Genomic DNA, 22,117 nt, shown 5'->3' with positions numbered 1-22,117 from the left:
CCCGGGGCCCCGGGGAAACCGACCACCCCGAGCCTGGCCCCACCAGGACCTGGCACGGCTTGGAGCAGAGGTCTTTGCTGGGGGCATGACCTCTTCCGTGACGCAGAAGCGCACCCTCGGCACCGCCTCGTCCCTCACCGTGTCCGCCCTCGGCCTCGGCTGCATGGGGATGTCGGAGTTCTACGGGACCGCAGACGAGGCGACGGCGACCGCGACGATCCACCGGGCGCTCGACCTGGGCGTGACGTTCCTCGACACCGCCGACATGTACGGCCCGTTCACCAACGAGCAGCTGGTCGGGGCGGCGATCAAGGACCGCCGCGACGAGGTGCAGCTGGCGACCAAGTTCGGCAACGAGCGCCTGCCCGACGGCACCCGCGTCGGCATCAACGGCCGCCCGGAGTACGTCCGGGCCGCCTGCGACGCCTCGCTCTCGCGGCTCGGCGTCGACCACATCGACCTCTACTACCAGCACCGCGTGGACCGGTCGGTCCCGATCGAGGAGACCGTCGGGGCGATGGCCGAGCTGGTGGCCGCCGGCAAGGTCGGCCACCTCGGGCTCTCCGAGGCGTCGGCCGCCACCATCCGCCGCGCCCACGCGACCCACCCGATCACCGCGCTGCAGACGGAGTACTCGCTGTTCACCCGCGACCTCGAGGACGAGATCCTGCCGACCATCCGCGAGCTGGGGATCGGGCTCGTGCCGTACTCCCCGCTCGGCCGCGGCATCCTCACCGGCGCGATCACCTCGGAGGAGTCCTTGGCCGAGGACGACTCGCGCCGCTCGGCGTACTTCCCCCGCCTCAACGGCGAGGGCCTGCGCGCCAACCTCCGCCTCGTGGACAAGATCCGCGAGCTCGCCGCCGAGAAGGACTGCACCCCCGGCCAGCTCGCCCTCGCCTGGGTGCTGGCCCAGGGCGACGACGTGGCGCCGATCCCGGGCACCAAGAGGGTGGCCTACCTCGAGGAGAACGTCGGCGCCCTGGACGTGCCGCTGGACGCCGGGGACCTGCGCCGCCTGGAGGAGGCCGTGCCGCGCGACGCCGTCGTGGGCGACCGGTACGGCGACATGTCCTCGATCGAGGCCTGAGGCGCGGCCGGGCGCGGGGTCGGCGGCTCGTAGGGTGGACCGGTGACGAACACCGACGTTCCCTCCCTGCTCGCCGCCGCCCGCGCCTGGACCGCCGAGGACCCCGACCCGCGCACCCGCGAGGAGCTCGAGGCGGTCGTCGCCCGCGTCGAGGCCGGGGACGCGGCCGCGACGGCCGACCTGGCGGACCGGTTCGCCGGGACGCTGGAGTTCGGCACGGCGGGCCTGCGGGGCGCGATCGGCGCCGGCCCGAACCGGATGAACCGGGTCGTCGTCACCCGCGCCGCCGCCGGCCTGGCGGCGTACCTGCGCGACACCGGCGCCACCGGCCCCGTGGTCATCGGGTACGACGCGCGCCACGACAGCGACGTCTACGCCCGCGACACCGCGGAGGTGGTGACCGGCGCCGGGTTCGCCGCCCACCTCCTGCCGCGGCCGCTCCCGACGCCGCTGCTGGCCTACGCCATCCGGGAGCTGGGCTGCTCGGCCGGCGTGATGGTGACCGCGAGCCACAACCCGCCGCAGGACAACGGCTACAAGGTCTACCTCGGCGACGGCAGCCAGATCGTGCCGCCGGCCGACGCCGAGATCGCCGCCCGGATCGCGGCGGTCGGCCCGGTCGCCGACGTGCCCCGCGGGAACGGCGGCGCGGTACTCGACGAGGGCATCGTCGACCGCTACCTCGACACCGTCGCCGGCCTCGCCGAGGACGGCCCCCGCGACCTCGACCTCGTCTACACCCCGCTGCACGGCGTCGGCGGCACGTCGGTGCTGCAGGTGCTGGAGTCCGCCGGGTTCTCCCAGCCGCGGGTCGTCGAGCAGCAGGAGCAGCCCGACCCGGACTTCCCCACGGTCGCGTTCCCGAACCCCGAGGAGCCCGGTGCCATGGACCTCGCGATGGCGCTCGCCGAGCAGCACGGCGCGGACCTCGTGGTCGCCAACGACCCCGACGCCGACCGCTGCGCCGCGGCGGTGCCGGGCCCGCACGGGTGGCGGATGCTGCGCGGCGACGAGGTCGGCGCGCTGCTCGCCCACGCCCTGCTCAGCTCCGGCAAGCAGGGCACCTACGCCACCTCGATCGTCTCCTCCTCCCTGCTCGGGAAGATGGCCGCGAAGGCCGGCCAGCCGTACGCCGAGACGCTCACCGGCTTCAAGTGGATCGGCCGGGTCGAGGGGCTCGCGTTCGGCTACGAGGAGGCGCTGGGCTACTGCGTCGACCCCGAGCACGTCCGGGACAAGGACGGCGTCTCCGCGCTGCTGCTGCTGTGCGAGCTCGCCGCCCGGGCCAAGGCCGAGGGCCGCGGCCTGCCCGACGTCCTCGACGACATCGCGCTGGAGCACGGCCTGCACGCGACCGACCAGCTCTCCGTGCGGGTCACCGACCTGGCCGAGATCGGCGCCGCGATGGAGCGGCTGCGCGCGACCCCGCCCGCCGCGCTGGGCGGCCTCGCCGTCGAGCGGGTCGACGACCTGAGCACCGGCTCCGCGGACCTCCCGCCGACCGAGGGGCTGCGCTACGCCCTCGCGGGCGGCGCGCGCGTCGTCGTACGACCGAGCGGGACGGAGCCGAAGCTGAAGTGCTACCTCGAGGTCGTCGTGCCGGTCGACCGCGAGGACGGCGTCGACGCGGCGCGGATCCACGCCGCCGGCCGGCTCGACGCCCTGCGCTCGGACATCAAGTCCGCGGCCGGGATCTGAGCGGCAGACCCGCCGGACGACTGGGTACCCGGACGCCGTGCTCTCCCTGACCTACGTCAGCTCCGCCACCGAGCTGCTCGACGCCGACGCCCTGGTCCGCCTCCTCGAGACCAGCCGGCCGCGCAACCACGAGCGCGGCCTCAGCGGCGTGCTGCTCTACCGCGACGGCAACATCATCCAGGTGCTCGAGGGCCCGGAGGAGGAGGTCGAGCAGACCTTCGCCGACATCGAGCGCGACCCCCGCCACCGCGGGGTGATCGTGCTGCTGCGCGACCGGATCGAGCAGCGGGCCTTCCCCGACTGGTCGATGGGCTTCCGCGACGTCAGCGGCGTCGACCTGGAGCGCGAGGACGGCTTCACCGACTTCCTCCGCGGACGCGACGACCCTGCCACCGGCGACGACAGCCACACCGAGGTGGTCGGCTCCCTGCTGCGCACCTTCCGCGAGACGATGCGCTGACCTCCGGACCAGTCGAGCAGGCCTCCTCAGAGGACCAGCGTGACCAGGAACCCGACGAAGGTGACCGCCAGGAGGACGATCTCGGCCCAGGCCGGGGTGCGGCGCACCTCGGCGGCCAGCGCGGTGACCTCCGGGGAGGAGCGGCGGATGCCGCGGGCGGTGCGGTCCTCGTCGACGAGCTGACGGATCCGCATCTCGACGATGTCGGCGTACGACGGGCCGGGGGTGCCCAGGTCGGGGTCTGTGCCACCGGGGGTCGAGCTCGCCCGCGTCTGGAGCGTCGAGCGCAGGGTCTGGCCGATGGCCGGCGAGACGTACCGCTTCTCCCCCGCGCGCACGGCGAGGACCTGCCGCACGCCGAGCTCCTCGACCGCCGCGAGCGGGATCGTGACCGTCTCGAGCATGTTGCGCAGCACCAGCCGGCCGTGGGCGACGAGCACCCGCGGGCGGAGCGTGGCCGCCCAGACCAGGACGCCGAAGAAGACCGCGCCGACGACCACCGCCGCGTCGTACCTCTCGGTGACGCCGAGGACGACGGCGCCGAGCGCCGCGAGCAGGCCGAGGACGCCGCTCACCCGTCCGCTGGTGGGTCGGAAGCTCTCCGTGACCTCGCCGGGTCCCTGCTCGCCCACCGCGTCGTCCTCCTGCTCTCGGTCCGGTCGTGCCCCAGCCCACCGTCGGGCCGGGCGCGGCGTCGAGCCTATGCTGAACCGGTGAGCGAACCCTCCGTCACCCAGGTCGCCCAGGCCATCGACCACACCCTGCTGAAGCCGGAGGCCACCCGCGCCGACGTCGAGGCGCTGGTGGCCGAGGCCGTCGAGCTCGGGACCTACTCCGTGTGCGTCTCCCCCTCGATGCTGCCCGTCGCCGTGCCGGAGGGCAGCGGGCTGAAGGTCGCCGTCGTCTGCGGGTTCCCCAGCGGCAAGCACACCTCCACGGTCAAGGCCGCCGAGGCTGCGGAGTCGGTCGCGAACGGCGCCGACGAGGTCGACATGGTCATCGACATCGGTGCCGCCAAGGAGGGCCGGTACGACGCGGTCGAGGCCGACGTCGCCGCGGTCCGCGCGGCCGCACCGGCGCCGACGGTGCTCAAGGTGATCATCGAGTCCGCCGCCCTGTCCGACGAGGAGATCGTCGGCGTGTGCCGCGCCGCGGCCGCCGCCGGCGCGGACTTCGTCAAGACCTCCACCGGCTTCCACCCCTCCGGCGGGGCCTCCGAGCACGCCGTGCGCCTGATGGCCCAGACGGTCCCTCAGCTGCAGGTCAAGGCCTCCGGCGGCGTGCGCACCCTCGAGCAGGCGCGCACGATGATGGCCGCCGGTGCCTCCCGGCTCGGCGTCTCCGGCAGCCGCGCGCTCCTCGGTTCCGCCGGCGACGGCGCGTCCTCCGGCTCCGGCAGCTACTGACCGCTGTTGCCGTCGCCGTCATCGTCGGCGACCCGGTCGCAGACGGAGGGCCCGGAGCGGGTACCGGCCCTCCCATGAGCGACGACAAGCAGCCCGGCGTCCCCCTCTCCGAGCTGGCCGGCGGCAAGGTCCGCCTGGTCGGGCAGTGGGTGGTCGGCCTGCGCCGCACGACGGACACCACCGACCCGACCGCGCGCACCGGGGAGCCGTTCGCGGTCTCGCGCCGGTGCCGCCACCAGCTCGCCGACCTCAGCGAGGGCCACGTCGACGCGGACGGGTGCCTGGTCTGCCCGTGGCACCAGAGCCGGTACGACGTCAGCACCGGCGTCATGGTCGACGGGCCGAAGGGGTTCCTGGGCTACCACGGCCCGGCCCGGGGCTACCGCCAGTTCGTGGCGGCGTACTCCAAGGTGCTCCGGCTGCGCCGTGGCAAGGCCCACGTCGAGGGCGACCAGGTCCGGGTCGACTGAGCCCCGGGGGCCGGGACACGGCAGGATGTCCCGGTGCGCGCCCGGGTGATCGTCCTCGCCGGCCCCTCGGGGTCGGGCAAGTCCCGGCTCGCCGCGCGGATGGGCCTGCCGGTGCTGCGCCTCGACGACTTCTACAAGTCCGGTGGCGACCCCACGCTCCCCCGCATCGAGCACGGCGCGAACGCCGGCATCATCGACTGGGACCACCCCGACTCCTGGCTGCCCGACGACGCGCTCGCCGCGATGGAGACGCTGTGCCGCGAGGGGAAGGCCGAGGTGCCGATCTACGACATCGCCCACGACGGCCGCTGCGGGTGGCAGACCCTCGACCTGGACGGTGCCCCGTACTACGTCGCGGAGGGGATCTTCGCCCCCGACGTCGTCCGGCCCGCGCGTGAGGCGGGGATCCTCGCCGCGGCGTACTGCATCCGCCGGTCGCCCCTGCGCACCTTCTGGCTCCGCCTCCAGCGCGACCTGCGGGAGCACCGCAAGCCGCCGCTCGTCCTCGTCCGGCGGGGCATCGCCCTGATGCGCGCCCAGCGCGAGGTCGTCGCCGACGCCGTCGCGAAGGGCTGCCGGCCGGTCACGCCCGACGAGGCCTGCGCCGAGGTCGCGCGGCTGACCGCCGACGCGGCCCGCTGACGCGGGGTCCCGACGACGGCTCCCGGCGCCCGCTTCCGGCGGCTGCTATGACTCGGGGGTGACCCTGCTCCCCTGGGGCGCCGCGCTGCGCCAGCCCGACCCGCTCTCCTGCGGCGCCTCGGTGCTGGTGGTCGCGCGGATGCTCGCCGAGGAGGAGTACGCCGCGAGAGCCGCCGCGTCGTTCCCGGCGGAGGTGCTCGCGCTGCACCGGCGGGTGACCGGCCACCGGTCCCGCGACGGCCGCGCGCAGCTGCCCTGGCCGCGCGCGCTCGGCACGCCGCCGTGGGCGGTGGCCCGGGAGCTCGCGCTGGTCACCGGTGTGCGGCACCGGGTCCGGCGCGCCCGCTGGTCGACCCTGCAGGAGGCGACGGGGCGCAGCGCGCTCTACGTCGGCAACCGGCTCCTCCCGCGCCACGTGGTGCTGGTCCTGGCTGTCGAGGCGGACCGCCTGCGGCTCTACGACCCGGCCCGGGGAGACGTCGTGGTCGTCCGCCGGGAGGCGTTCGCGGCCGGGCGGCTGCGGGTGGCCGGGTGGGACCGGCCGTGGTTCGCCGTGGTCCCGGACGTCATCCGGAGCGTGGGAGCGGGTGCTCGGCCCGCATGACGTCCGAGGCGTGGCCCGTCCGGTGCAGGAGCGCCTGCTCGATCTGCCCGTAGAACGTGTCGGGCCGCAGCCGCAGCATCGGCACCCGCAGCACCCGGTCGCCCGACAGGACCAGGTCGTTCTGCCGGACCGCGTCGCCGACGACGTGGTCCACCCAGGCGTGCTGGATGCCGTCGACCTCGACGACCAGCCGGTGCTCGGGCCAGCAGAGGTCCAGGACGTACCGACCGTTGCGCCCGCGCCGCACCACCTGCCGCGCGGGCGCCGGGAGCCCCCGGCGCACCAGCTCCCGCACGATCGCCGCCTCGTCCAACGTGCGGGCGCCCTCGAGCAGCTCACCGACCACCTGCTGGACCAGCGCACGTCGCCGGTCCCTCCGCACGCGCAGCGCCTCCTCGCCCACCTGCTCGGCGGTGGCGAGGCCCTGCTGCACGGTCAGGGTCAGCAGGTACGCCGCCTGGCGGTCGGTCGCGACCCACAGCGCCGCGCGGACCGCCGCCGTCGCGGGCCGGGTCCGCGGCACCCCGGTCGGCACGACGTCGGTCGCGCTCCACCGCCGGGTCTGCCGGATGTCGTACCGCGGGCTCCGTCGCACGCGCGCGCCGCGCGGGACCGACACCCTGACCCGGTCCACGACGTACCGCTGCAGGCCGCCAGCCACCAGGGCCGACGCCCCGTCCAGGCACGCGCGTGGCCCACCCTGGAACACCGCCGCCCAGTGGTGGCCAGCCTCGCTGAGGGTGCTGTTGTGCAGGCACACGGACTGGTCGCCCACCAGTCGCCAGCGGCCGCCGGCGACCTGTCCCCTCACCTGCCACCGGGTGACACCCAGCGCGTAGAGCTGCCGCCGCGACACCACACCGCCCTGGTCGGCCGCGAGGCGCCGGGCGGCGAGGAGGACGGGCAGGTCGTGGGGAGTCGTCGCGGGCACGGACGCACGCTCCCCGGAGCGGCGGACCCGGGCCATCGCTCCGCGGGTGCCCTGGGGGCGCCGGCGCCCCGCGGGACGCTGTGGACAGAAACCGGCCCGCGTGCGGACGTCATCCGGAGCGTGGGAGCGGGTGCTCCCTCCGCATGACGTCCGGGTCGGTCAGCCGCCCAGCTCGGCGGCCAGCGCGGCGTACGCGGGCTTGATCACCGAGGAGATCAGCTCGAGGCGCTGGTCGAAGGGCAGGAACGCCGACTTCATGGCGTTGATCGTGAACCACTCGACGTCGCGCACGCCGTACCCGAACGCCTCGACCAGCGCCCACATCTCGTCGGTCATCGAGGTGCCGCTCATCAGCCGGTTGTCGGTGTTGACGGTGACACGGAACCGCAGGCTCTTGAGCAGGCCGATCGGGTGCTCGGCGATCGACGCGGCGGCGCCGGTCTGGATGTTGGAGGCGGGGCACATCTCGAGCGGGATCCGCTTGTCCCGGACGTACGCCGCCAGCCGGCCGAGCTCGACGGTGCCGTCCTCGTGCGCGGTGATGTCGTCGATGATCCGGACGCCGTGCCCGAGCCGGTCCGCGCCGCACCACTGGATGGCCTGCCAGATCGACGGCAGCCCGAACGCCTCGCCGGCGTGGATGGTGAAGTGGGAGTTCTCGCGCTGGAGGTACTCGAAGGCGTCGAGGTGGCGGGTGGGCGGGTAGCCCGCCTCCGCGCCGGCGATGTCGAAGCCGGCCACGCCGCGGTCGCGCCAGGCGATCGCGAGCTCGGCGATCTCCATCGAGCGGGCCTGGTGCCGCATGGCGGTGAGCAGCTGCCGGACGACGATCCGGTCGCCCGCGGCCGAGCAGCCCTCGTCGAAGCCCCGCTGCACGGCGGCGACCACGTCGTCGAGGCTGAGGCCCTCCTGCACGTGCTGCTCGGGGGCGTAGCGGATCTCGGCGTACACCACGCCGTCCTCGGCCAGGTCCTCCACGCACTCGCGGGCCACGCGGGTGAGCGCGTCGGCGGTCTGCATCACGCCGACGGTGTGGTCGAAGGTCTCGAGGTAGCGCTCGAGGGAGCCCGAGTCGGCGGCCTCGGTGAACCAGCGGCCGAGCTCCTCGGCGTTGCCAGCGACCGGCAGCTCGTGGCCGCACGCCGCGGCGAGCTCGAGGATGGTCTGGGGGCGGAGCCCGCCGTCGAGGTGGTCGTGGAGGAGGACCTTCGGCGCCCGGCGCACCTGTTCCCTGGTCAGCGTGACGGGGGCACTATCTTGCATGCCGACCATCCAACCACCCCGGTCACCGAGTTCCACATCGCCTGGTGCGAGCCCGCACGAGCCCCGCAGCCCCCGCCCACAGCCTTCCCGCACGCGTCCCCGAGGAGCCCCCATGCGCACGTTCTCCAGCTTCGAGGAGGTCGCCGAGGCGGCCGGTACCGACCTCGGCTCGACCGACTGGGTGGAGATCGACCAGGCACGCGTCGACCTCTTCGCCGAGGCCACCGGCGACCACCAGTGGATCCACGTCGACGTCGAGCGCGCGAAGGACGGCCCGTTCGGCGGGACCATCGCCCACGGCTACCTCACCCTGTCGCTGGTGCCGTGGCTGGGCAGCCAGGTCTTCGCCCTCGACACCCCCGGCGCCAAGCTCAACTACGGCGTCAACAAGGTCCGCTTCCCGAACCCGCTGCTCGTCGGCAAGCGCGTCCGCGGGCACGTCGCCTTCGGCGAGGTCACCGACATCCCCGCCGGCAAGCAGGCCGTCATCGCCTACACCGTCGAGATCGAGGGCGAGGCCAAGCCCGCCTGCGTCGCCGAGACCGTCGTCCTGCTCCTCGCCGGCTGACGCACTCCGCCGCCGCCCGCGCAGCGGGAGTGGCGGCCGCTCAGTCCCGCGCGCGCCGCGCGAGGCGCTCGCGCCCGTAGGCCCGCACCTTCTCGGCCTCCGCCTCGGTGAGCCGGAAGTAGGCGTACGGCGTGATCTGCCACCCCATGGCGTGCAGCCACCGCCGGATGGTCCGGTCGGTGACGCCGAGCTCGTCCGCGAGCATCCGCGGGGTGATCATGGGTCGACCGTACGGCCGAACGGGCCCCGGCGGACGGTGCCCCCGCCGACGGAGCCGCACTTCTTCGGCCGGTCCCATGCGCGGGACGACGCCACACCGGATAACCATGCTGCGCAACACATATCAATACATTAGGTTCGTTCCGTGTTCACGCTCGCCGTGCTCGGGACCGCCACCCCGCACCCCCTCCCCGACCGGGCCTGCTCCGGCTACCTCGTGACCGCCGGCGACACCCGGGTGTGGGTCGACGCCGGCCCGGGCTCCCTCGCGAACCTCCAGCGCCACACGGCACTGACCGACGTGGACGCCATCTGGATCTCCCACTTGCACGCCGACCACAGCGCCGACCTGCTGGGCGCGTTCTACGCCCTGGCGTACGGCGGCCCGCGGGTGGAGGCGCCGATCCCCGTGCACGCGCCGAGCGGGCTGCTGCGGCGCCTGTCCGGCTTCCTCGACCGGCCGGACCTCGGCGGGGCACTGGCGCCCCACCTGGCGCTGCACGACCTGCACGACGGCCACGAGGTGCGCATCGGCGACCTGGCGCTGCGAGCCGCCGCGGTCCAGCACGACGTCGAGGCGTACGGCCTCCGCGCGACGTACGAGGGGAAGGTGCTGGCCTTCTCCGGCGACACGGGGCCCTGCACGTCGCTCGACGCGCTCGCCGAGCGCGCCGACCTCCTGCTGTGCGAGGCGGAGTCGGACCGGTGGACCTCGGACGCGCCGCAGGGCCACCACACCCCGGAGGACGCCGGGGCGCTGGCCCGTCGCGCCGGCGCCGGCCGGCTCCTCGTGACCCACGTCGGCCCCACGCTGACACCGGAGGCCGCCACCGCCCGCGCCGCCCACGTCTTCGGCGGGCCCACCGCCTGCGCCCGGGAGAACGAGGTCCACGCGATCGGCTGACCTCGTGCCCCGGCCCGCCGGTCCGCTCGGCGCCCACCGGGAGCCTGACGTTCAGCGGCCCACCGCGGGCCGTTCACCTCCGCTTCGCCACCCTCCCCCAGGCTGCCGGTCGCCCCCATCCGTCGCTGGCTCGGCAGCACACTCGAGGAAGAAGCGTCGTGGCCAGATTCCGGCACCGTCCGACCGCCCTGCTCGGCTCCGTCACGTTCGCCCTCGCGGGCCTGGTCACGGTGGCCGCCCCGGCGGACGCCGCGGACGCGGACGTGCGGATCAGCGAGCTCTCGTCGAACAACCCCGACTTCGTCGAGCTGGTCAACACCGGCGCCAGCGCGGTCGACCTCTCCGGCTGGGTGCTCAAGGACAACAGCGAGAGCAACTCCTACACGTTCCCGGCCGGCAGCTCCCTCGCCGCCGGCGAGACGCGGCTCCTGCGCGGCGAGAAGGTCGACTTCGCCTTCGGCCTGGGCAACGGCGACTCCGTACGGCTCTTCAGCGACAGCGACCTCGCGAGCCCGGTCGACGCCCACGACTACGCCGCGCACCCGGCCGCGGGCTCGAGCTGGAGCCGCTGCCCGGTCACCGGCGGCACGTTCGTCGTCGTCCCCGCGACTCCCGGCGCCGAGAACGCCTGCACCACCCCCGACAGTGCGGTGCGCATCGACGAGCTCTCCTCGAACAACCCCGACTTCGTCGAGCTGGTGAACACCGGGGCGGGCCCGGTCGACCTCTCGGGCTGGGTCCTCAAGGACAGCAAGGAGGAGAACCCGTACACGTTCCCGGCCGGCAGCTCGATCGCCGCCGGCGCCCTCCTGACCCTGAGCGGCGAGGGCGTCGACTTCGCGTTCGGCCTGGGCGGAGGCGACGCGGTCCGGCTGTTCAGCGACACCGACCCGACCACGCCGGTGGACTCCCACGCCTACGCCTCGCACCCGCCGGCCGGGAGGAGCTGGGGCCGCTGCCCGAGCGGCACCGGGACGTTCGAGGTCACCGCCGCGGCGACCCGGGGCGCGGCCAACCGGTGCGCCCCTCCGGCAGGTGCGGAGAGCATCAAGGTCAACGAGGTCCAGTCCGACCCCGGCGACCTGGTGGAGCTGACGAACGTCGGCGACGCGGCCGTGGACATCTCCGGCTACGTGCTCCAGGACAACGACGACAGCCACGTCTTCACGGTCCCGCCCGGCACGGTCCTCGAGGCGCACGCCCACCGGACCTTCGACGTCAACCCGTCCTTCGGCCTGGGCAAGGGCGACTCGGTCCGGCTGTACCCGCCGAACCGGGCGGTCCTGCTCGACTCCACGACGTACCCCGCCGACACGCACGCCGCGAACTGGGGCCAGTGCCCCGACGGCTCGGACGCGTTCGGCGTGGCGCCCGACACTCTCGGCGCGGCCAACGCCTGCAGCGGTGGCCCGGCCGGGCCGCCGGACGTGGTGATCAACGAGGTCGAGTCGAACGGCGACCAGGTCGCCGACTGGGTCGAGCTGAAGAACCGCTCCGCCTCCCCCGTCGACGTCTCCGGCTGGAAGATCCTCGACGGCGACCCGGCCCACGCCGCGACCCCGGTCGTCGTGCCCGCCGGCACGACCATCTCCGCGGGCGGCCACCGCGCCGTCTACACCGAGATCGCGCAGAGCCCCGGCTTCGGGCTCGGCGTCGGTGACAGCGTCACGCTGCTCCTCGCCGACGGCACCACCCAGGTCGACACCACCACCTGGGGTGCGCACGCCGCGACCACGTGGGGCCGCTGCCCCGACGGCACCGGCGACTTCCGCGACACCACCGCCTCCACCCGGGGCCTGCCCAACGCCTGCAGCCCGGTCCGCATCAACGAGGTCGAGAGCACCGGCGGCACGCCGGGCGACTGGGTCGAGCTGGTGAACATCTCGACCGCGACGGTCGACGTCTCCGGCTACGTCGTCAAGGACGCCGACGACGCGCACGCCTACGTCCTCCCGGCCTCGACCAGCATCGCCGCCAAGGGCCACCTGGTGCTCGAGGGAAGCACCCTCGGGTTCGGTCTCGACGACGCCGACGCGGTGCGCCTGTACGCCGCCGACGGCACCGCGCTCGTCGAGCAGCACGCCTGGACCGCCCCCGCCACCCGGACCTGGGCGCGCTGCAAGGACGGCCTGGGCGACTTCCGGGACGCCAAGGCCCCGACGAAGGGGGCGGTCAACTCCTGCCCGGGCCTGGACACCACCCCGTGGCCGGGCGCCCAGACGGTCACCACGGCCGACCTCGCGGGCACCTTCGCCCAGGACCTCTCCGGCCTCGCCTTCGACCCCGCCGACCCCGACGTGCTGTGGGCGGCCCAGAACAAGCTCGGCACCCTGTTCAAGCTCACCCGCAGCGGCACCGAGCTCGTGCCGGCGTCCGGCTGGCCGAAGACCCCCGTGTACGTCGACGGCACCGGCGCCCCGGACACCGAGGGGATCGCCATCGGCCCCGACGGCTTCGTCTACCTCGCCTCGGAGCGCAACAACGCCGCCAGCGGGGTGAGCCGGATGTCGATCCTGCGCTACGACCCGGCCGCGACCGGCACCACCATCCGCGCCACCGCCGAGTGGGACCTGACCCGTCAGATCCCGGCCGCCGGCGCCAACCTCGGGCTCGAGGGCGTCGCGTTCGTGCCGGACTCCTACCTGACCGCCCACGGCTTCCGGGACCAGAGCACCGGCGCGACGTACGACCCCGCGACGTACCCCACCCACGGCAGCGGCCTGTGGTTCGTCGCAGTCGAGGACACCGGCGACCTCATCGCGTTCGCCCTCGACAGCGACGGCACCACCTCGCACAAGGTCGCCACCATCGACAGCGGCTTCGAGCACCTCGCCGACGTCGCCTTCGACCCCGAGCGCGGCCGCGTGTGGGCGGTCACCGACGACACCCACGACGGCCGGACCTCGCAACTGGCGATCGACGGCACGGGCAGCTTCGTCGTCGACTCCGCCCACGACCGGCCGGTCGGGATGCCCAACCTCAACAACGAGGGCTTCGCGATCGCCCCGCAGTCGCGCTGCGTGGACGGCCGCAAGGAGGTCCTGTGGGCCGACGACGGCGACACCGACGGGCACTCGCTGCGCCGCGGCGCGATCGACTGCACCGTCGCGACCCCGCCGACGACTCCCCCGACCACCCCGCCGACCACCCCGCCGGCGCCGCAGCCGCAGACGGTGACCTTCACCTCCGAGCCGCCGGCCGCCCCGGTCGTCGGCCAGACCTGGGCGGTCACGACCCAGGGCGGCGCCTCGGGCGCCCCGGTGACGCTGGCCGCCGGCGGCACCTGCACGGTGACCGGCACGACGGTCACCTTCACCGACCCGGGCACCTGCACGGTCACCGCACGGCAGGCCGGCACCGCGTCGTACGCACCGGGCTCCGCGACGCGCACGGTCACGGTCACCCGGGCGGCCACGACGACCACGGTGACCACCGGCGCGACCAGGCAGCGCGCGACCGTCCTCCCGGTCGCCCCGGGCGCCGGGACACCCACCGGCACGGTCACCTTCACCGCCGGCGGCGCCCCGCTCGGCACCGCCGCGCTGGACGGCGGGGTGGCCACCCTCGACCGTGCGGCGCCCGCCGGCACGACGACCGTGACCGCGACGTACGCCGGCGACGGCGACTTCACCGGCTCGACCGGCTCCGCCGCCGTCGTCGTCACCGACCCGAGGATCACCGCCCGGCTCTCGTCGGCCCGGCCGGCCTCGGGGTGGTGGACCGGCCCGGTGACCGTGACGTTCACCTGCGCCCCGGGGAGCGCGCCGCTCGCCGGTCGCTGCCCCGCACCGGTCACCCTCCGCGGCGACGGTGCCGACCAGGGGGTGAGCCGCACGGTCACGGCCACGGACGGCGGGCGGGCCACCGTGCGGGTGGGCGGCGTCGACATCGACGGCACCGGCCCGAAGGTTGCCGTCACGGGTGTCCGCGACGGCGCGACGTACCGCCGCGGGGACCTGCCCCGGGCCCGCTGCCGAGCCTCCGACCGCCTCTCGGGCCTCGACTCCTGCCGGCTGAGGCACCGGGCGACCAGGACCGCGGGCGGCACGCGCGTGGTCGTCACCGCCACCGCCACCGACGCGGCCGGGAACGTGGCGATCGACCGGGTCGTCTACCGGGTCCGGAGGGCGCGGGCCGGGGCGTAGGCCGCGGGGTCCGCGCCGCACGTCCGGCGCGGGCCCTCCCGTCCCGGGCGCCGGCTAGCGCGGCGGCGCGGGGAGGGCGGCCATCGCGGTCCCGGCGATGCCCAGGAGGTCCTCGGCGGTGGCTCCGTCGCGGGCGCAGCCGGACATGCCACGCATGACGGCCACGAGGAACGAGGCGAGGTGACCGGTGTCCGTCGTGGCCGGGAGGTCGCGGTCCCGCACGCCCTGGTCGAGCCGCTCCTGGAGCCGTCGGCGGAGGACCTCGCGCTGCGCCTCGAGCCGCGGCTCGGTCAGCATCAGGCACCCCGCCGGCGTGGCCGGGTCCGTGTGGGCGCGTGCGGTGTCGTCCAACATCCGGGCGACGGCCTCGTGCACGGTCGGCAGCCCCGCGGCCCGGTCGACCTCCTCGCACGTGCGCGCGAAGTAGACCGCCGAGGCCTCCTCGAACAGGCGGCGCTTGTCGCCGAACGCCGCGTACAGGCTGGGCGGCGTCACCCCCATGGCCGAGGTCAGCATCGCGACGGAGGTCTCCTCGTAGCCCGTGCGCCAGAACTGCTCGACAGCCGCGCGCAGAGCGGCGTCGCGATCGAAGCTCCGCGGTCGGCCGGCCATGCCGCACAGCATAACGTATCGATCGCTATGGAATGTGCTTCGGTCCTCGGGTCAATCAATAGCGATCGCTACAGAATGGATGGGTCATGGACCTGAGGAATGCGGTGGTGCTCGTCACCGGGGCGAACCGGGGCATCGGCGCCGAGCTCGTCGAGCAGCTGAAGGAGCGCGGAGCGGCCAAGGTCTACGCCGCCGCACGCGACGCCGCGACGATCCGCACCACGGGCGTGCACGCGCTCGAGCTGGACATCACGGACGCGGGCCAGGTCGCGGCGGCCGCCGCCGCGGCGGGTGACGTCCAGGTGCTCATCAACAACGCCGGCATCTCCACCGGGACGCCGCTCGTCGCGGGCGACGAGGCCGAGATCCGCCGGGAGATGGACACGAACTTCTACGGCCCGCTGCGCATGACCCGTGCCTTCGCCCCCGTCCTGGGCGCCAACGGCGGCGGCGCGATCCTCAACGTCATCTCGGCACTGTCGTGGTTCACCTCGCCGACCGCCGGCGCGTACGCCGCGTCGAAGGCCGCGGCCTGGGCGCTGACCGACAGCACGCGGCTCGAGCTCGCCGCCCAGGGCACCCACGTGGTCGGCGTGCACATGGGACTGGTCGACACCGACATGGCCAAGGGCGTGCAGGCGCCGAAGATCGCACCGTCGGACCTGGCCCGTGCCGCACTCGACGCCATCGAGTCCGGTGCCCAGGAGGTGCTGGCGGACGAGTGGGCGAGGCTCGTCAAGTCCGGCCTCAACCTCGACCCACAGGCGCGGTACGAGCAGATCTTCGCCGCCCTCGGGGGCTGAGCAGCGGCGCTCCGCGGCGTCGGCCGCGCGGTCAGCGGTAGCCGCCGCCGGGCACCCCGAAGAGCTCTTCCAGGGTGGCGACGCCGGTGCGGTGCAGCTCAGCGGCCACGGGGCGGCCGACGTAGCGCAGGTGCCACGGCTCGGCCCGGTAGCCCGTGATCGCCTCCGTGCCCGGCTGGTACCGGACGACGAATCCGTGGCGCCACGCTGCGCGCGCCAACCAGCGACCGCCGGGGGTGCCGGCGAAGCACGGGTCGAGGTCGCAGGAGGGGTCGGCCGGGGTCACCAGGTCGACCGCCAGCCCGGTCTGGTGCTCGCTGTGTCCGGGCCGGGCCGACACCCGGTCGGCGGCGGCCCGACCGCTCCTGGAGACGATGCCGGCGTACAGCTGCTCCTGGTAGCCGAAGGAGCGGAACGCGCTGGCGATCTTGAAGCCCAGGCCGCGTGCGTCGCCGTCGTCGAGCAGCCGGGTGAGCGGGCCGACTGCCGGCAGGGCGACCTGGTAGCCGCGCACCAGGCCCAGCTCCGGCCGGAAGCCGGCAGGCAGCGGGTGCGACTTGTTGACGACGACCCAGGTGCTCCCGGGGTCGGTCGTCGACCGACGCGTGAGGTCGAGGGCACCGGTCCCGGCGACCGCTGGGCCCGGGGACCCGGCGACGCCCCACCCTGGTGCCGGCGGGGCGTCCCGGGCCGTGGGGGCGGTCGGGGCGGCGCACGCCGACACGAACAGGACGATGCTCCAGGCACCCAGCGCGACCTTGGTCCTCACGCCTGGTTGACGGGTGCCGGCGGTCCGTGCGGTTGCATGCAACCTCCCGGCGGGCCGCACCCGTCAACGGGACGAGAGGGGGCGATGTGCGCGACGACGAGAGGGCCGCGGAGTTCGTGGCGTTCACGAGCGCCCACCGCGCTGACCTGGTCCGGACGGCGGTGCTGCTGTGCGCCGGTGACGAGGCGTACGCCGAGGACGTCGTCCAGACGACGCTGACCCGGCTGTACCTCGCGTGGGCGCGCGTACGACGGGCCGACAGCCCGCTCGCCTACGCCCGGCGCAGCCTCACCCACGTCTTCGTCGACGAGACCCGCCGCGCCCACCGACGGCGCGAGCGGACCGTGTCCGAGCCGATCGACTCCCTCGGCGACGAGCAGGCGGCCCCGTCGGGCGACCCGGAGCTCCGCGAGCTGGTGCTGGCCGCCCTGGCCTCGCTCGGCCCACGGCAACGCGCGGTCGTGGTGCTGCGGCACTGGCACGACCTGGACGTCGCCGAGACGGCCCGGGTGCTGGGCTGCTCCCCCGGCACCGTGAAGTCCCAGAACGCCCGCGCCCTGGCCCACCTCCGCGCCCACCTGTCCGGCCTCGACCTGCCCCTGGGGGTGTCCTGATGTCCACCGATGACCTCAAGCGCGCATTGCTGACCGTCGCCGACGGCGAACGGCCCGCGGCCGACCCCGCTGCCGACCTGGCTCGCGCACGCTCCGCCGCCCGGGCCCGGTCACGACGCCGGCTCCGGCTCGCCCTGAGCGGCGCGACGACCGCAGCGGTGCTCGCCGTGGGCGCCGGTGCGGTGCTCCAGGGCGACGGCGGGCCCGCCCGTCCCGCGACCACGCGCGCCGTCGGCGTGGAGCTGGTGGCCGAGCCGTTCGAGGCCGCGCCGTACACCTTCGACCTCGCGCCCGCGGGGTGGTCGGTGCAGGCACAGCAGCCGACCGCCGTGACGATCGCGCCGGACGACGGGTCGGTCTCCGAGGAGCCCGACGACTTCCGCGGCAAGCTCGTCATCCTCTTCGACGCGAACCCGCCGGACGGCCGGGTCCTCGACCGCGACGGACGCCGCTTCTGGATCACCGACGACGCCGGCCACACGACGGTCGCGACCCGGTCACGACCCGGGGACCCCGAGGGCGTCGTGCGCATCCAGTACCCGTCGGGGACCGGCTGGGACCTCGACGCCATGGTCGAGTTCCTGGCCGGCGTGCACGTCGGCCCGGGCGCGCGCCACGGGGTCGGCTGATCGCCCCTCCCGGAGTCGCTTGCGGGTCACCGGGGTCGTGCGGCCGGGTCAGGCTCCGGGGGCGAGGACGACGACCTTGCCGCTGAGGGCGCCCGTCGCGGCCCGGGCGTGGACCGAGCCCAGGTCGGCGAGCGGGACGCGCTCGGCGATGTCGATCGCCAGCTCGCCGCGATCGACGCGCGCGACGAGCTCGGCGAGCTGCGCGGCGTCGCTGCGGACGTAGAGGTCGATGCCGCGCACACCGCGCTGCTCGTCGCTGGGCGCGGGCATCCAGACGGTGGTGTTGACCACGACGCCACCGTCGCGGACGAGCCCGGTGAACGAGGTGAGCACGTCCGGGTCGACGGGGGCGAGGTTGAGCAGCACGTCGACCGGCTCCTCGAGGGCATCGGCGACGGAGGTGGCGGTGTGGTCGACGACCTCCGCGGCCCCCTGCGCCGTGAGCCGGTCCCGACTGCGGGGGCTCCCGGTCGCGATCACGTGGGCCCCGGCAGCGCTGGCCAGCTGGACGGCGTACCCGCCGACGGCACCGCTGGCACCGTTCACGAGGACCCGCTGGCTCGCGGCCAGGCCGGCGTGGTCGAACAGCGCCTGCCACGCGGTGAGCCCCACGACCGGCAGGGCGGCGGCGTCGGTGAGCGGGATGCTGGTCGGCGCGGGAGCCAGCGCCTCGGCGGAGACGACGACGTGCTCGGCCGCGGCACCGTCGGCGACGAACGGCAGGAAGCCCACGACCCGGTCGCCGACCGCGAGGCCGTCGACACCGTCGCCGACGACGTCGACGGTCCCGGCGACGTCCAGGCCGAGCACGTGCGGCAGCTCGAGGGGCATCGGCCCCTGCATCAGGCCGGCGCGGATGTTGCCGTCGACGCCGTTGAACGTCGTCGCGGCGACCCGCACGCGGACCTGGCCGGGTCCGGGGGTCGGCGTCTCGACGTCCTCGTACTGCAGGACGCCCGGGTCGCCGTACTGGTGGAACACGATCGCCTTCATGACTGGTCTCCCTCTGTAAATGGTTGCTTCGAATCTGAAGCACAGGGCGACCGTAGCAGCGCTTCGAATTCGAAACAAGTGGTTCGAAGGTGAAGTAGCGTGTTCGCCATGACGACTGACGGCACGACCAGTGCGCCCCCGCCCCTCGACCGGGTGGAGCTGGGGGCGTACTTCGCCCTGATCGAGGTGGCAGGGCTCCTGCGGCACGCCGTGGAGCAGCAGCTGCGCGAGGAGGGCGACCTCAGCTACGTCCAGTTCCAGCTGCTGGCACGGCTCGGGCTGGACTCGGCGACCGGCAGCGAGCGGATGACCGACCTCGCGGACGGCGTCGTCTACAGCCGCAGCGGGATGACCTACCAGGCCGGGCTGCTCGAGAAGGCCGGCCTGGTCACGCGCGCCCCTGCCGCCGACGACGAGCGCGGGGTGACCGTCACGATCACCGACACCGGACGCGAGCGCGTCGCGCACGTGCTGCCGGGACACGTCGCGGTCATCAAGGACCTCCTGCTGCAGCCCTTGTCGCGCCGGCAGGTCGAGGACCTCTTCGCCGTGCTCGAGCCCGCGCGTGAGCACATGCGCTCAGCACCACCGCGCTCCGCCCGGACGCGGCGACGGACCCGCGGCGACACCTCGGCCCACTGAGCGGGCCCTGGGCTCGTGCAGGTGGATCGCGTGCGGACGGCGGCGCCCGGCTGATGTCGACCGGCGTGCCCGGCCCCGGGGTCGGCAGCGTGGCTCAGCGCCCCGGCCGTCCGGTCACCACGGCACGACGCCGGCGTCCTCGAAGAAGCCACCCGTAGGTCCGTCGTCCGGGAGCGTGGCCAGGCGGATCGCCGTCCGGGCGCCCTCCTGCGGGGTCCGGACGCCGCGGAACCCGTTGAGGTCGGTGGCGACGAAGCCCGGGCACGCGCAGTTGATCTTGATGCCGGTCTCGCCGAGCTCCTTGACGTACTGCAGCGTCACCGCGTTGAGGAACGTCTTCGACGGCGCGTACGCCACCGCGACCGGGCCGGTGGTGAGCTCCCCGCCCGGGCCCGACTGCCGCTCGAGCGAGCCCACGCCGCTGGACATGTTCACGATCCGCGGGGCGGAGGAGCGCCGCAGCAGCGGGAGCATCGCGTTGGTGACCCGGACGACGCCGATGACGTTGGTCTCCACGACGGTCCGGATGACGTCGAGGTCGGCGGTGGACGGCTGCTGGGCGGGGCCCCCGGTGATGCCGGCATTGTTGACCAGGGCGTCGAGCCGGCCGGCCCGCTCCTCCAGCAGCCGGGCGGCCGAGGCGACGCTGTCGTCGTCGGTGACGTCGAGGGGCACGCCGAACGCGTCGACGCCCGCCGCACGCAGCCGCGTCACCGCCTGCTCGCGTCGACCGGCGTCCCGGGCGCCCACCCCGACCTGCCAGCCGAGGGCGCCGAGGCCCGCCGCGATCTCGTAGCCGATGCCCTTGTTCGCGCCCGTGACCAGGGCGGTCCTGCTGTCTTCGCTGTGCTCTGCCATGTCCTCGATCGTCCGCGGCGTGGAGCGGGCGGTCCAACACCGTCCGGGTCACCGGCGATACCCGAGCGGTATCGATGCCACGGGCGCGCGACTACGCTCAGCCCGGTGGAGACCCGGGAGCTGCGCTACTTCGTCGCGGTCGCCGAGGAGCTGCACTTCGGCCGCGCCGCCGCGCGCCTCGGCATGGCACAGCCGCCGCTGTCCCGCGCGATCAGCCGGCTCGAACGGCGCCTCGGCGCCCCGCTGCTGCTCCGCACCAGCCGGTCGGTAGCCCTGACCGAGGCGGGCGCCGTGCTCCTGGCCGAGGCACGGGCCGCGCTCGACGCGGTGGAGGCCGCCGAGCAGCGGACCCGCCGCGCCGCCCTCGCGTCCGCGGACCAGCCCGGCATCGTGCTCGCCTGCAAGGCCGGCGCCTCGAGCGAGCTGCTCGCCAAGCTGCTCGACGCGTACGCCGCGGAGCCCGGCGCCGTCCGCGTCGAGGTGGCGCTGTGCGGCCCCGGCCAGCAGCAGCGGCTGCTGCGGACCGGCCGGGCCGACGTGGCCATCCTGCACGCGCCGTACGACGACCTGGTGGGGCTCGACTCCGAGGAGCTGGTGACCGAGGGCCAGGTCGCCGTGCTGCCCGCCGGCCACCCGCTCACCGGACGCGCCGAGCTGCACGTCGACGACCTGGTCGACGTGCCGGACCTCCCGGCGCCCCGCTGGCCGGGCCCGGACGGGCGCTACCCGGACGGCCCCGGTCCCGAGGTGCACGACCACACCCAGCTGCTGCAGCTCATCTCGCTGGGCCGGACCCACTTCCTCGCGCCGGACTCCTGCCGGGCCCAGCTGCGCGACGGGGTCGTCGCCGTCCCCGTCCCGAGCGCGCCGGCCATCACGACCGTCGTCGCCTGGCCCCCGCACAGCCGCTCCCGCGCCGTGGCCGACCTCGTCCGCACGGCACTGCGCCTCTGACCCCCCGCCGGGCGACGGCCGCGCCGGGCGTCGGTCAGCGACCCGCCTGCAGGCGGAGGCCCGCGAGGAGCAGGTCGAGCCCAGCCCGGAACTGCTCGGTGTCGTCGTGGGTCGCGAACTCGTCGACGACGTGGTGGAGGAACGGGTAGGTCTCCGGGTCGAGCTCGCGCCAGGCGTCTGCGTGCCGCACGAGGTGGTCCTCCCGGCTGGTGGTGCCCTCGAGCACCTCCTGCGGCGGCTGCTGGCCGAGGTCGGCGGCGATGCCGACGACGAAGCCGACCACCGCCGACACCGCGTGGAAGCTGTCCCGCGGGCCGAGGCCCAGCCGCAGCACCTGCTCGCCCAGGCGTTCGTAGAGCAGCAGCGCGTTGGGCTGGAGGCCCGTGTCGCGCATGAAGTACGCCGCCAGCCACGGCCGCACCACGATCGCGTCGAACAGCGCGACGGCGATCGCGCGGACGTCGTCGACCGGGTCCTCGCTCCCGGTGCACCCGGCGGTGGCCGCGAGCACCTCCGCGACCACGTGGTCGGTCGCCCGGTCGAGCAGCTCGTCCTTGTTCGCGACGTACCAGTAGATGCTGGCCACGCCGCCCCCGAGCCGCGCGGCCAGCGCACGGAACGTCAGCGCCCCCTCCCCCGCCTCGTCGAGCAGGGCGACGGCCTCGGAGACGACCGCCTCCATCGAGTGGCTCGCGCGGCGCCGGCCACCGGCCCCGACTGCCGGATCACCCGTCCTCGCCGTGCGTCGTGGGGCAGCCATGGTCCTCATCCCATCACACCTTGCTTTCGGTCGAACGCCGTTCTAGTTTATGGAACGCCGTTCGATAATCGAACGACGTTCGA

The 22,117-nt window shown here is 74.6% G+C and carries 24 protein-coding genes; 15 read left to right on the top strand and 9 right to left on the bottom strand.

Translation table 11 applies throughout. The annotated features are described in order from the left end of the window. Positions 1-85 precede the first annotated feature (85 nt). From AB0N29_RS13485 to AB0N29_RS13475, 3 genes are read left to right on the top strand one after another with little or no spacing between them, the layout of a single operon-like run. Entirely contained in the window at positions 86-1,090 is a 1,005-nt protein-coding gene (locus AB0N29_RS13485; RefSeq protein WP_302267853.1) for an aldo/keto reductase, read from the top strand. Positions 1,091-1,132: 42 nt separating this feature from the next. Then, on the top strand, positions 1,133-2,788 hold the full coding sequence (locus tag AB0N29_RS13480; protein ID WP_302267854.1) for a phospho-sugar mutase: 1,656 nt from the start codon (positions 1,133-1,135) through the stop codon (positions 2,786-2,788). A 37-nt stretch (positions 2,789-2,825) separates the two neighbouring features. After that, positions 2,826-3,248 (top strand): BLUF domain-containing protein, encoded by a 423-nt coding sequence (locus AB0N29_RS13475; protein WP_302267855.1) that lies wholly within the window; start codon positions 2,826-2,828, stop codon positions 3,246-3,248. Between the two features lie 26 nt (positions 3,249-3,274). Here AB0N29_RS13475 and AB0N29_RS13470 read toward each other — a convergent pair whose 3' ends face one another. Next, a complete protein-coding gene (locus AB0N29_RS13470) occupies positions 3,275-3,880 on the bottom strand; it encodes a hypothetical protein (protein WP_302267856.1) in 606 nt (201 codons plus the stop codon). Positions 3,881-3,961: 81 nt separating this feature from the next. Here AB0N29_RS13470 and deoC point away from each other — a divergent pair, with 81 nt between their 5' ends. From deoC to AB0N29_RS13450, 4 genes are all read left to right on the top strand, one after another. Further along, complete coding sequence (gene deoC / locus AB0N29_RS13465; RefSeq protein WP_364867389.1) at positions 3,962-4,654, top strand: deoxyribose-phosphate aldolase; 693 nt, start codon at positions 3,962-3,964, stop codon at positions 4,652-4,654. 74 nt (positions 4,655-4,728) lie between these two features. Beyond that, the gene (locus AB0N29_RS13460; RefSeq protein ID WP_302267858.1) at positions 4,729-5,124 is read left to right on the top strand and encodes a Rieske (2Fe-2S) protein; all 396 of its coding nucleotides are present in this window, start codon (positions 4,729-4,731) and stop codon (positions 5,122-5,124) included. Positions 5,125-5,157: 33 nt separating this feature from the next. Beyond that, complete coding sequence (locus AB0N29_RS13455; RefSeq protein WP_302267859.1) at positions 5,158-5,766, top strand: ATP-binding protein; 609 nt, start codon at positions 5,158-5,160, stop codon at positions 5,764-5,766. 58 nt (positions 5,767-5,824) lie between these two features. Beyond that, positions 5,825-6,370 (top strand): hypothetical protein, encoded by a 546-nt coding sequence (locus AB0N29_RS13450; RefSeq protein ID WP_364867386.1) that lies wholly within the window; start codon positions 5,825-5,827, stop codon positions 6,368-6,370. Here the strand turns inward: AB0N29_RS13450 and AB0N29_RS13445 are convergent. Continuing rightward, positions 6,333-7,301, bottom strand: coding sequence for a DUF559 domain-containing protein (locus AB0N29_RS13445; protein ID WP_364867384.1), 969 nt, complete (start codon positions 7,299-7,301; stop codon positions 6,333-6,335). The genes AB0N29_RS13450 and AB0N29_RS13445 overlap by 38 nt on opposite strands. A gap of 159 nt (positions 7,302-7,460) precedes the next feature. Further along, positions 7,461-8,564: an adenosine deaminase gene (locus AB0N29_RS13440; protein WP_302267862.1), complete on the bottom strand. Its 1,104-nt coding sequence runs from the start codon at positions 8,562-8,564 to the stop codon at positions 7,461-7,463. 112 nt (positions 8,565-8,676) lie between these two features. Between AB0N29_RS13440 and AB0N29_RS13435 the strand changes: the two genes are divergently transcribed. Beyond that, the gene (locus AB0N29_RS13435; protein ID WP_364867382.1) at positions 8,677-9,132 is read left to right on the top strand and encodes a MaoC family dehydratase; all 456 of its coding nucleotides are present in this window, start codon (positions 8,677-8,679) and stop codon (positions 9,130-9,132) included. A gap of 40 nt (positions 9,133-9,172) precedes the next feature. Here the strand turns inward: AB0N29_RS13435 and AB0N29_RS13430 are convergent, their stop codons facing one another. Continuing rightward, positions 9,173-9,352, bottom strand: a complete 180-nt coding sequence (locus AB0N29_RS13430; protein WP_302267864.1) for a hypothetical protein — start codon at positions 9,350-9,352, stop codon at positions 9,173-9,175. Between the two features lie 144 nt (positions 9,353-9,496). Here AB0N29_RS13430 and AB0N29_RS13425 point away from each other — a divergent pair, with 144 nt between their 5' ends. Continuing rightward, positions 9,497-10,255: an MBL fold metallo-hydrolase gene (locus AB0N29_RS13425; RefSeq protein WP_364867379.1), complete on the top strand. Its 759-nt coding sequence runs from the start codon at positions 9,497-9,499 to the stop codon at positions 10,253-10,255. 158 nt (positions 10,256-10,413) lie between these two features. Beyond that, entirely contained in the window at positions 10,414-14,400 is a 3,987-nt protein-coding gene (locus AB0N29_RS13420; RefSeq protein ID WP_364867377.1) for a lamin tail domain-containing protein, read from the top strand. A gap of 54 nt (positions 14,401-14,454) precedes the next feature. Here the strand turns inward: AB0N29_RS13420 and AB0N29_RS13415 are convergent, their stop codons facing one another. Further along, positions 14,455-15,012 (bottom strand): TetR/AcrR family transcriptional regulator, encoded by a 558-nt coding sequence (locus tag AB0N29_RS13415; protein WP_302267870.1) that lies wholly within the window; start codon positions 15,010-15,012, stop codon positions 14,455-14,457. 86 nt (positions 15,013-15,098) lie between these two features. Between AB0N29_RS13415 and AB0N29_RS13410 the strand changes: the two genes are divergently transcribed. Then, entirely contained in the window at positions 15,099-15,815 is a 717-nt protein-coding gene (locus AB0N29_RS13410) for an SDR family oxidoreductase (protein ID WP_364867375.1), read from the top strand. Positions 15,816-15,846: 31 nt separating this feature from the next. Here AB0N29_RS13410 and AB0N29_RS13405 read toward each other — a convergent pair whose 3' ends face one another. Beyond that, the gene (locus AB0N29_RS13405; protein ID WP_364867373.1) at positions 15,847-16,584 is read right to left on the bottom strand and encodes a M15 family metallopeptidase; all 738 of its coding nucleotides are present in this window, start codon (positions 16,582-16,584) and stop codon (positions 15,847-15,849) included. Between the two features lie 86 nt (positions 16,585-16,670). Here AB0N29_RS13405 and AB0N29_RS13400 point away from each other — a divergent pair, with 86 nt between their 5' ends. Together AB0N29_RS13400 and AB0N29_RS13395 are read left to right on the top strand one after the other, a co-directional pair. Continuing rightward, positions 16,671-17,198 carry a SigE family RNA polymerase sigma factor gene (locus AB0N29_RS13400; RefSeq protein WP_302267876.1) on the top strand — a complete coding sequence of 176 codons (528 nt, stop codon included), beginning with the start codon at positions 16,671-16,673 and terminating at the stop codon, positions 17,196-17,198. Continuing rightward, a complete protein-coding gene (locus tag AB0N29_RS13395; protein WP_364867371.1) occupies positions 17,198-17,827 on the top strand; it encodes a hypothetical protein in 630 nt (209 codons plus the stop codon). Before AB0N29_RS13400 ends, AB0N29_RS13395 begins: the two co-directional genes overlap by 1 nt. Positions 17,828-17,875: 48 nt before the next feature. On the opposite strand, the gene AB0N29_RS13390 is transcribed toward AB0N29_RS13395, so the two are convergent. Continuing rightward, the gene (locus AB0N29_RS13390) at positions 17,876-18,820 is read right to left on the bottom strand and encodes an NADP-dependent oxidoreductase (RefSeq protein WP_364867369.1); all 945 of its coding nucleotides are present in this window, start codon (positions 18,818-18,820) and stop codon (positions 17,876-17,878) included. Between the two features lie 108 nt (positions 18,821-18,928). On the opposite strand from AB0N29_RS13390, the gene AB0N29_RS13385 reads away from it, so the two are divergent. After that, positions 18,929-19,462 carry a MarR family winged helix-turn-helix transcriptional regulator gene (locus tag AB0N29_RS13385; RefSeq protein WP_364867366.1) on the top strand — a complete coding sequence of 178 codons (534 nt, stop codon included), beginning with the start codon at positions 18,929-18,931 and terminating at the stop codon, positions 19,460-19,462. Positions 19,463-19,576: 114 nt separating this feature from the next. Here AB0N29_RS13385 and AB0N29_RS13380 read toward each other — a convergent pair whose 3' ends face one another. Next, positions 19,577-20,320 (bottom strand): SDR family oxidoreductase, encoded by a 744-nt coding sequence (locus AB0N29_RS13380; protein ID WP_302267882.1) that lies wholly within the window; start codon positions 20,318-20,320, stop codon positions 19,577-19,579. Between the two features lie 105 nt (positions 20,321-20,425). Between AB0N29_RS13380 and AB0N29_RS13375 the strand changes: the two genes are divergently transcribed. After that, positions 20,426-21,274 carry a LysR family transcriptional regulator gene (locus AB0N29_RS13375; RefSeq protein WP_302267884.1) on the top strand — a complete coding sequence of 283 codons (849 nt, stop codon included), beginning with the start codon at positions 20,426-20,428 and terminating at the stop codon, positions 21,272-21,274. A 34-nt stretch (positions 21,275-21,308) separates the two neighbouring features. Here AB0N29_RS13375 and AB0N29_RS13370 read toward each other — a convergent pair whose 3' ends face one another. Further along, complete coding sequence (locus tag AB0N29_RS13370; RefSeq protein WP_364867363.1) at positions 21,309-22,034, bottom strand: TetR/AcrR family transcriptional regulator C-terminal domain-containing protein; 726 nt, start codon at positions 22,032-22,034, stop codon at positions 21,309-21,311. Positions 22,035-22,117 lie beyond the last annotated feature (83 nt).

It is taken from the genome of Nocardioides sp. NPDC092400, assembly GCF_040684155.1.
Lineage (GTDB): Bacteria > Actinomycetota > Actinomycetes > Propionibacteriales > Nocardioidaceae > Nocardioides.
The sequence above is the reverse complement of the archived record's forward strand: the minus strand, read 5'-3'. Positions and strand labels throughout refer to the sequence as shown.

Excerpts from the sequence above, each read along its gene's own strand:
- AB0N29_RS13485 (WP_302267853.1), top strand. The coding sequence starts at position 86 with ATGACCTCTTCCGTGACGCAGAAGCGCACCCTCGGCACCGCCTCGTCC.
- AB0N29_RS13460 (WP_302267858.1), top strand. The coding sequence starts at position 4,729 with ATGAGCGACGACAAGCAGCCCGGCGTCCCCCTCTCCGAGCTGGCCGGC.
- AB0N29_RS13440 (WP_302267862.1), bottom strand. The coding sequence starts at position 8,564 with ATGCAAGATAGTGCCCCCGTCACGCTGACCAGGGAACAGGTGCGCCGG.
- AB0N29_RS13435 (WP_364867382.1), top strand. The coding sequence starts at position 8,677 with ATGCGCACGTTCTCCAGCTTCGAGGAGGTCGCCGAGGCGGCCGGTACC.
- AB0N29_RS13430 (WP_302267864.1), bottom strand. The coding sequence starts at position 9,352 with ATGATCACCCCGCGGATGCTCGCGGACGAGCTCGGCGTCACCGACCGG.
- AB0N29_RS13415 (WP_302267870.1), bottom strand. The coding sequence starts at position 15,012 with ATGGCCGGCCGACCGCGGAGCTTCGATCGCGACGCCGCTCTGCGCGCG.
- AB0N29_RS13410 (WP_364867375.1), top strand. The coding sequence starts at position 15,099 with ATGGACCTGAGGAATGCGGTGGTGCTCGTCACCGGGGCGAACCGGGGC.
- AB0N29_RS13395 (WP_364867371.1), top strand. The coding sequence starts at position 17,198 with ATGTCCACCGATGACCTCAAGCGCGCATTGCTGACCGTCGCCGACGGC.
- AB0N29_RS13390 (WP_364867369.1), bottom strand. The coding sequence starts at position 18,820 with ATGAAGGCGATCGTGTTCCACCAGTACGGCGACCCGGGCGTCCTGCAG.
- AB0N29_RS13385 (WP_364867366.1), top strand. The coding sequence starts at position 18,929 with ATGACGACTGACGGCACGACCAGTGCGCCCCCGCCCCTCGACCGGGTG.
- AB0N29_RS13380 (WP_302267882.1), bottom strand. The coding sequence starts at position 20,320 with ATGGCAGAGCACAGCGAAGACAGCAGGACCGCCCTGGTCACGGGCGCG.
- AB0N29_RS13370 (WP_364867363.1), bottom strand. The coding sequence starts at position 22,034 with ATGGCTGCCCCACGACGCACGGCGAGGACGGGTGATCCGGCAGTCGGG.